The sequence below is a fragment of the Moorena sp. SIO4A5 genome, from assembly GCF_010672005.1.
Lineage (GTDB): Bacteria > Cyanobacteriota > Cyanobacteriia > Cyanobacteriales > Coleofasciculaceae > Moorena.
On sequence record NZ_JAAHHZ010000088.1, the window covers coordinates 20017 to 27071 of the forward strand.

Genomic DNA, 7055 nt, shown 5'->3' on the forward strand with positions numbered 1-7055 from the left:
TCTTGATCGCCGCCTTTTCTGGAGTACTATCTTGGTATTCAGTAGTTTAGTCACACAGATTCCAATGTTTGTTTAGACTAATGTTTGTTTAGACAAGACAGCAGGATGAGATAAGACATTTTATCTTTGCGATTCTATCGCTTATTTTCACACCTTTACAATTGAGATGCTGGCATTCGCTTATGGATTCGTCAGCTTTTTATTTTTGTTTTCATGGCTTTTCGGTACCTGTTATTCTCAACTATTAATGTGAATCGGCTGAAACGACTACCCTATATAGCAATTATCTCTCCCATGAGGTGCAAAGCGATCCCCCTAAATCCCCCTTATCAAGGGGGACTTTGAAGTTTATAAGCGTACCTAATAAATGCAATAAACCCTATAATAAACTATTACCAATTTTGATAAAGTTAGCAAAAAAGCTATCTAGATCTGCTTCGTTAATATCTGGATTGCTGAGAATGAAGCGAATTACAATCTGTTCTTGATAGTTAGAGTAATTGACTAATGCTTGACCAGAGCGCATTAATTGATCACGTATCTCCAGATTAAGCTGATCTAAACCATGATTATACAGACTGTTATCTCTGGGATTATAGCGAAAACAGATATTCAAAAATGTTGGTTGAACTATCAATTCTAAATTCTCACAATTGCGAATATAGTCCGCCGCGTAGCTAGCGAGTTCAAACAAGCGGTCAACTCTTGCTTCATAACCATTTTGGCCATAGTATTTCCAGGCTAGCCACAGCTTAAGGGCATCTACTTTCCGCCCACACTGCAAGGACATAGTTCCCAGATTATAGGCACTATCTTCGTCATCGTGGAAGATATAGTGAGTACCTTGACTAGAACAAGCTTCCAATAAAGTCCCTGGTTGTTTAACTAGAATAGCTGAACAAATCAAGGGCACGCCCATGAGTTTGTGAGCATCCCAAGTAAAAGAATCTGCTAAGGAGCTACCTTGCAACAGATGCTTGTGCTGGTTGCTGAACAAAACCGGAGCACCCCAAGACCCATCCACATGTAGCCAGAGTCCATATTTGCTGGTAATTTCTGCAATTGAGGGCAACGGATCGAATGCACCGGCAACGGTAGTGCCCGCAGTAGCTGTCACAAAGAAAGGTGTTTTTCCTTCACTTAGGCTTTGTTGAATAGCAACGTCTAATTGTTGCGGGCACATGCGCTGATCGCCATCGGATTTGACTTTAACTACATTGTCTATGCCCATGCCCAACAAATTTGCGGCTTTGAAAAAGGAATAGTGAGCCTGATCGGATATGAATGCTACTAGCTGGTGATTTCCCAATCCCTTGTTTTTGGCTTCGGGTAGGAGTTTGTGTCGCGCACAAAGCATGGCGACCAGATTAGCATTACTCCCTCCTGTAACCATCAACCCCTCACCTTGAGGAAAGCCGATCAAGTCGTTGAGAGCCTCAATCAATTTAATCTCGATCAGCGTGGCTACTGGAGCAACTTCATAGGTATACATAGAAGTATTAGCAGTACTAGTTACCATTTCTGCTAATAATCCAGTTATTTCAAATCCACCCCAAAGCTGGTTGAAAAATTTGTGGCTACTAGTCCGCACGCTGTGGTCGAGGTACGATTCAATAATCGGAATTAAATCGGCTAAGGGAACTCCGTTTTCTGGTAAGCTTAAATCGAGTTTTTCCTTAAGGGTTTGAGGGTTTTTATAATCTATTACCTTGGTGTCGGTATTTTGATTTTCCTGCAAATATTTAAGGAGTTTATCAACAGTTAAGTTGATTATTTTTTCAAACTCGATCTAAATTTAATATTTAGTATAATTGCTGATTTGGTGGAATTGATAAGGGTGCATATCCTAAAAGCTGTTTGACCCGGTGGGTGGAATGGGCATCTTGCCCGTTACAATTTTCGGGCGTGCTGTCCCAACGGTGACGACGAAGCATAAAATGAGGGATCGCCCGTCCCTAACGGGTGCATCTCATTTTTGCTGTTTGAGCTAGTGGTGCGTTACGGGACGGACTATCCGAACAATGGCTACCGAGAAAATGAGGGATCGCCCGTCCCTAACGCACCCTACCCAAGTATCAAAGTGATACCAAAACTTCGGCAAGTTTCCTCTTCGTGCTAGCGAATACTTGATGTTGTTGATTGTCCCAAATGCTAACACGAGAATTAAGCTCGATGATTTTCGGTTGACCGTTAACTAGGGCAAGATCAATGCCATAAAACCTGGTACCGTACTGTACCATATGTTTTTCAATTTGTTCGACTAGATCTAAGACAGTGCTAGGGATAAGCTCTATTTCTACAACACGCATCTCGCCTCCTTCAGTCACGGATGCTACTAATTTTCCTGAAGCTGGAGTACGTACTATAGAGTGAACAATTTCCCCGTTGAGGAGTGCTACACGAAAGTCATGAACACCATTGACAATACCGGGTATACCTGAGCGTGAATCGAGAAACTCTTGCACTAAGAAGGGATAGGGGCAATCCTGCTTCTTTAAGAACTCATCGTCTCCAATGTGGACATTTCTGGCTTCAAGACCATCTAATGGCTTGACAACTTTATATTGCCCTGGTATATTAAGGAGCGCATCAAGAAACTCTTCTTGGCTGTTAACAAGATAGGTTTGGGGAGAATAGTCACTAAACAGCTGAAAGGTTTTATATTTGTTGGTGCAAATTTCGTTAATTTCCTGACAGTTAAGAACTGGGATAGTTCCATCAGAGATAAATAATCCTTTATCGAAAATGACATCAGCTTTGACAGGACCGGTTTCAATCACTTGTCCATCTCGTAATTCCCAACTCTGGGAAAATTCTCCTGACCCTAGATAGGAAGATTGGTGACGAACAACACGAAAATTGGCACCACAGGCTTCAATTGCTTCACCAAGTTGGGCAATGTGTCGTATATACTTTTTTTTAGTAAATGGGTAGGCAAAGGTGCCTGCTTCCTCAAAAAAGACAGCAACAGTTTTCAAGGTTTACCTCAAACTGGGCATCAGATAAAAATTATAGCAATTTTTATTTATTGTCTTGTGGACTTGAGCTAAAACCCTGTAAAATTAATCCCACAGCCGGTCAGGTGCATTACTGACAAGGGTGCCAGATGTCAACCTACCCTTTTGAATTAAGAATTTAGAATTAAGAATTTAGAATTCAACCTTCAACCTTCAACCAACCTCCAACCTTCAACCAACCTCCAACCTTCAACCAACCTTCAACCTTCAACCAACCTCCAACCTCCAACCTCCAACCTTCAACCAACCTCCAACCTTCAACCAACCTCCAACCTTCAACCTTCAACCAACCTTAAACCTTGAATCAACCCATTAATCTATTTGAATACGAAGCCCTAGCGCCGCAGTATCTATCTCCCATGGCACTGGATTATTACGCTAGTGGTGCTTGGGATGAAGTAACACTGCGAGACAATCGTGCAGCGTTTGAACAGATAAAACTCCGTCCTCGGATGTTGGTGGATGTTAGTCAACGAGATTTAAGCACACAAATCCTAGATCAGTCTCTGCCCATACCGATTCTGGTTGCTCCGATGGCATTCCAGTGTCTGGCCAATCCAGAGGGTGAATTGGCAACAGCAAGGGCTGCTGCTGAGGTAGGGGCAATCATGGTGTTGAGTACGATGTCCACCAAACCGTTAGAAGCTGTAGCGCTAGCTGGGAAACATCGACAACAGGAGAAAGGCAAAAAGGCAGAGGGGGAACAGACCGATATCCAAAATCCCTCATGGTTTCAGCTGTATGTCCATCGCGATCGCACTCTCACCCGTAGACTGGTGGAACGGGCGGAGGCAGCTGGTTTTAGTGCCCTTTGTCTGACCGTAGATGCACCAGTGTTGGGGTGTCGAGAAAGGGATCGACGCAATCAATTTACTCTACCGGTAGGGATGGAACTGGCTAATTTAGCGACAATGACCGGTCTGGAAATTCCCAAAACTGCAGGAGAATCGGGTTTATTGAGCTATTTTGCCCAGCAAATTGATCCAACACTGACCTGGCGGGATCTGGAATGGTTACAATCGATCACTACTCTACCGGTGTTGGTCAAAGGCATTTTGCGAGGAGATGATGCTCTCAAGGCATTGGACCATGGAGCAAAAGGAATCATTGTATCGAATCATGGGGGTCGGCAACTGGATAGTGCGATCGCATCCATCGATGCCTTACCCGAAGTGGTCGCAGCTGTGGGAAATCATCTACCAGTATTAATCGATGGGGGTATCCGTCGAGGTACTGATGTGCTCAAAGCTTTAGCCTTGGGTGCATCAGCGGTGTTGGTAGGTCGTCCAGTGTTATGGGGATTAGCTGTAGCAGGAGTTGCTGGAGTACGCCATGTCTTGCAATTGTTACGAGATGAATTGGATATAGCCATGGCGTTGAGTGGCTGTACTAAGGTCAAGGATATTGACCATAGTTTGGTGAAAATTAAACATTGACTAAATGATTAATAAATTAATATTAGCTTATAATGCCGGAACACTAAGCCAAATAGCTTAGTAATATAAATGAATTGGCTGAAGTTATAGCAAGACTGCGTATGTTAATTTTCATGAAAAAGGTTATTATTTATTGGTAATACTTTGATACTATTCCCCTAAATTACTGGCACTGAGTCAGGGTTAGGCTCAGGGTTAGATAACCTTTGAGCGATTTATCGATTGGAAAGTGATATCAGTAAGTAATTATTAGAATCCCAAAAAGAAATGAGGAATAAGCTAGCCACTATCACCCTTAGTATTATCTTATCTTTAACGTTTACCTCAGCCAGTTTAGCTGAAACAGTCTTGTCAGAAATTAAGCGCACTGGTGTTTTGAAAGTAGGAATTAGGAGAGATTCCCCTCCCTTTGGTTTTCTAGAGCAAGACCAATGGCAAGGCTACTGCGTGACTAAAATGTATTTTCTAGCCAACCATCTTGGTGAAGTACTCAATACATCTGTTCGGTTCGAGGCAATTCCATCTGTTCTAGACGAAGACTCTCCTAACAATCGTTATGGGATGGTAGCCAATGGCACGGTACATCTAGATTGTGGTCCCAATACGATCAAAAGTGCTCCACCACTATCAGGAGTTACTTACTCCACTGCTTTTTATTTTTCCGGGACACATTTTATAATCAGACCCGAAATGAAGGGTATATTCAATCCTGAAACTTCCCTAGCTGGTAGAAAAATTGGTGTCCTTCCTGGTTCAAATACACATCCCTTAATCTCCAGTACCTACCCATTAGCTGAAATAGAAGACGCTCGTTACAGAGGCTCTAACGGTCGAGAATTGGCTCTGAAAGATGTTGTCGAACGGGATATTGATGCTTTTGCCAGTGATGGCATGCTTTTAATGGCAGAAGCCTTAAGACAAGGGCTGACATTCCAGGATTTTACCTTAATTCCTGACCGACCGTTAAGTTGTGATTTTTACGGAATAATTTTACCTGATCAGGATATAGAATGGAAGAAAAAAATTGATAAATTTATTACTAACTTAAGGTGGGATATAATTTTGGAAAAATCCTTGGGTGTTGACTCGATTTATTACCAAGGTATACGACAAGCTGCTTATGAAAAATGTGCTAACTAAATCCCTGAAAGCTGACTGCTGAAAGCTGACTGCTGAAAGCTGACTGCTGAAAGCTGAATAATGAATACTTACAACCCTATGATTATTCAAATAGACGCTTAAATAGACGACTATGTTAAACCCATTCTTTTGGATTAAGCGTGCTTCCCATCGTCGATGGTTTTACCTGCTGATTCTGGTAGTTGTGGCACTGGCTCTAGGGGTAGGGTTACCCCATACCTCATCAGCATTTGATTTATGTGGGTTGTTGGATGGTGATGCAGGAATTGAGATAATTCAGTTAATCACCATTTCTGATCAACAAGAAGTAGAGCTGGGTAAGTGTTTGAATCAACAAGAAGTTGCTCAAGGGCTGGAGATTTACAGCGGACGCAAAATCACTGAATACGTCCAAGACATTGGTAAGAGATTAATCCCCTATAGCGATCGCCCCAATTTTCCCTATACCTTTCAAGTAGTCAGGAACAACGATATAAATGCCTTTGCCTTGGTGGGTGGCTTTGTTTATGTTCATACTGGCTTGCTGAAAGGGGTAGAAAATGAAGCTGAGTTAGCTGCAGTGATAGCTCACGAAATTGCTCACATTACTAGCAAACACAGCATAGAGAAACTGCGCCAGATTATCAAAGACAAGAACCTTGAGGTAAATAGTGAAGTCGAGTATGGGACAATTATAAATCTTCTTGAGGATATCGCCTTCTCTCTTCCCCGAGGAAGGCAGCAGGAATATGAAGCGGATCGCAAGGGATTAGAAATGTTGCACGGTGCTGGCTACGCTCCCTCAGGCATGACTGGATTTCTCGAAAAATTAACCAAAGGCAATACACCGGCAATGCTAAGAACCCACCCAGAACCAGCAAAACGCCTTGATACTCTCAACGAAATAATCAACAAAAAAGGTTGGGATCCCAATGATGGTGATGGCTTAGACAGTGATGCTTACAAACAGAGAATCCAATCTCTAGCAATCGAGTAGGTGAGCTAGCTATAGTGACTGGCTGTAACAAATTTAATCTAACTTATTTAAGTTAGTTTTTAAACAAGTGCGCACATATTTATATACTCTGGCATAGGGTATATCCATGCCACACAATTCCTTTAACCAAAGTTGCACTTCCCCATAACTACTAAATCCTTCCGGTTGTTGTAATTGAAATCGTAATTTTTCCTCAGTCCCTGCTCCCGACTCCCGAGCATTTGTTACAAAATTTTAAAAATATGCTATAATGTAATATTTTTTGTGCTATAGTATCAGAGTGGGCGCTGAGACGCCCAGAGTCAAGAGCTAGCCCGGGGAGAGTCCAATACCTACGGGCTAGCTCTGGCTCTCCTATCAAAAGGAGATACTTTAATGATGACCTATTCTGAACGCCTTCATCCGTGGGTGGTCATTCGGCTGTTACCACAAGCGATGCAGCGCGGTCTTGGGGGTTTCCCCCATGAGCGACTGCATCAAGACATG

The 7055-nt window shown here is 42.5% G+C and carries 5 protein-coding genes; 3 read left to right on the plus strand and 2 right to left on the minus strand.

Annotated elements, in window-relative coordinates; all coding sequences use genetic code 11:
* Window positions 1-379: 379 nt before the first annotated feature.
* Both F6K57_RS23530 and F6K57_RS23535 read right to left on the minus strand, forming a co-directional pair.
* Complete coding sequence (locus tag F6K57_RS23530; RefSeq protein WP_293070985.1) at window positions 380-1738, minus strand: aspartate aminotransferase family protein; 1359 nt, start codon at window positions 1736-1738, stop codon at window positions 380-382.
* Window positions 1739-2075: 337 nt separating this feature from the next.
* Window positions 2076-2978: an ATP-grasp domain-containing protein gene (locus F6K57_RS23535; protein ID WP_293070987.1), complete on the minus strand. Its 903-nt coding sequence runs from the start codon at window positions 2976-2978 to the stop codon at window positions 2076-2078.
* Between the two features lie 338 nt (window positions 2979-3316).
* Between F6K57_RS23535 and F6K57_RS23540 the strand changes: the two genes are divergently transcribed.
* The 3 genes from F6K57_RS23540 to F6K57_RS23550 all read left to right on the plus strand — a co-directional run bounded on the left by F6K57_RS23540 (window position 3317) and on the right by F6K57_RS23550 (window position 6569).
* The gene (locus tag F6K57_RS23540) at window positions 3317-4453 is read left to right on the plus strand and encodes an alpha-hydroxy acid oxidase (protein WP_293070989.1); all 1137 of its coding nucleotides are present in this window, start codon (window positions 3317-3319) and stop codon (window positions 4451-4453) included.
* Window positions 4454-4720: 267 nt separating this feature from the next.
* Window positions 4721-5593: a transporter substrate-binding domain-containing protein gene (locus F6K57_RS23545; protein WP_293070991.1), complete on the plus strand. Its 873-nt coding sequence runs from the start codon at window positions 4721-4723 to the stop codon at window positions 5591-5593.
* Window positions 5594-5705: 112 nt separating this feature from the next.
* Entirely contained in the window at window positions 5706-6569 is an 864-nt protein-coding gene (locus tag F6K57_RS23550; RefSeq protein ID WP_075902625.1) for a M48 family metallopeptidase, read from the plus strand.
* The last annotated feature ends 486 nt before the right edge of the window (window positions 6570-7055 follow it).

What these genes read in the sequence shown, in the direction of transcription:
- F6K57_RS23545 (WP_293070991.1), top strand. Translation starts at nt 4,721, where the DNA reads ATGAGGAATAAGCTAGCCACTATCACCCTTAGTATTATCTTATCTTTA.
- F6K57_RS23550 (WP_075902625.1), top strand. Translation starts at nt 5,706, where the DNA reads ATGTTAAACCCATTCTTTTGGATTAAGCGTGCTTCCCATCGTCGATGG.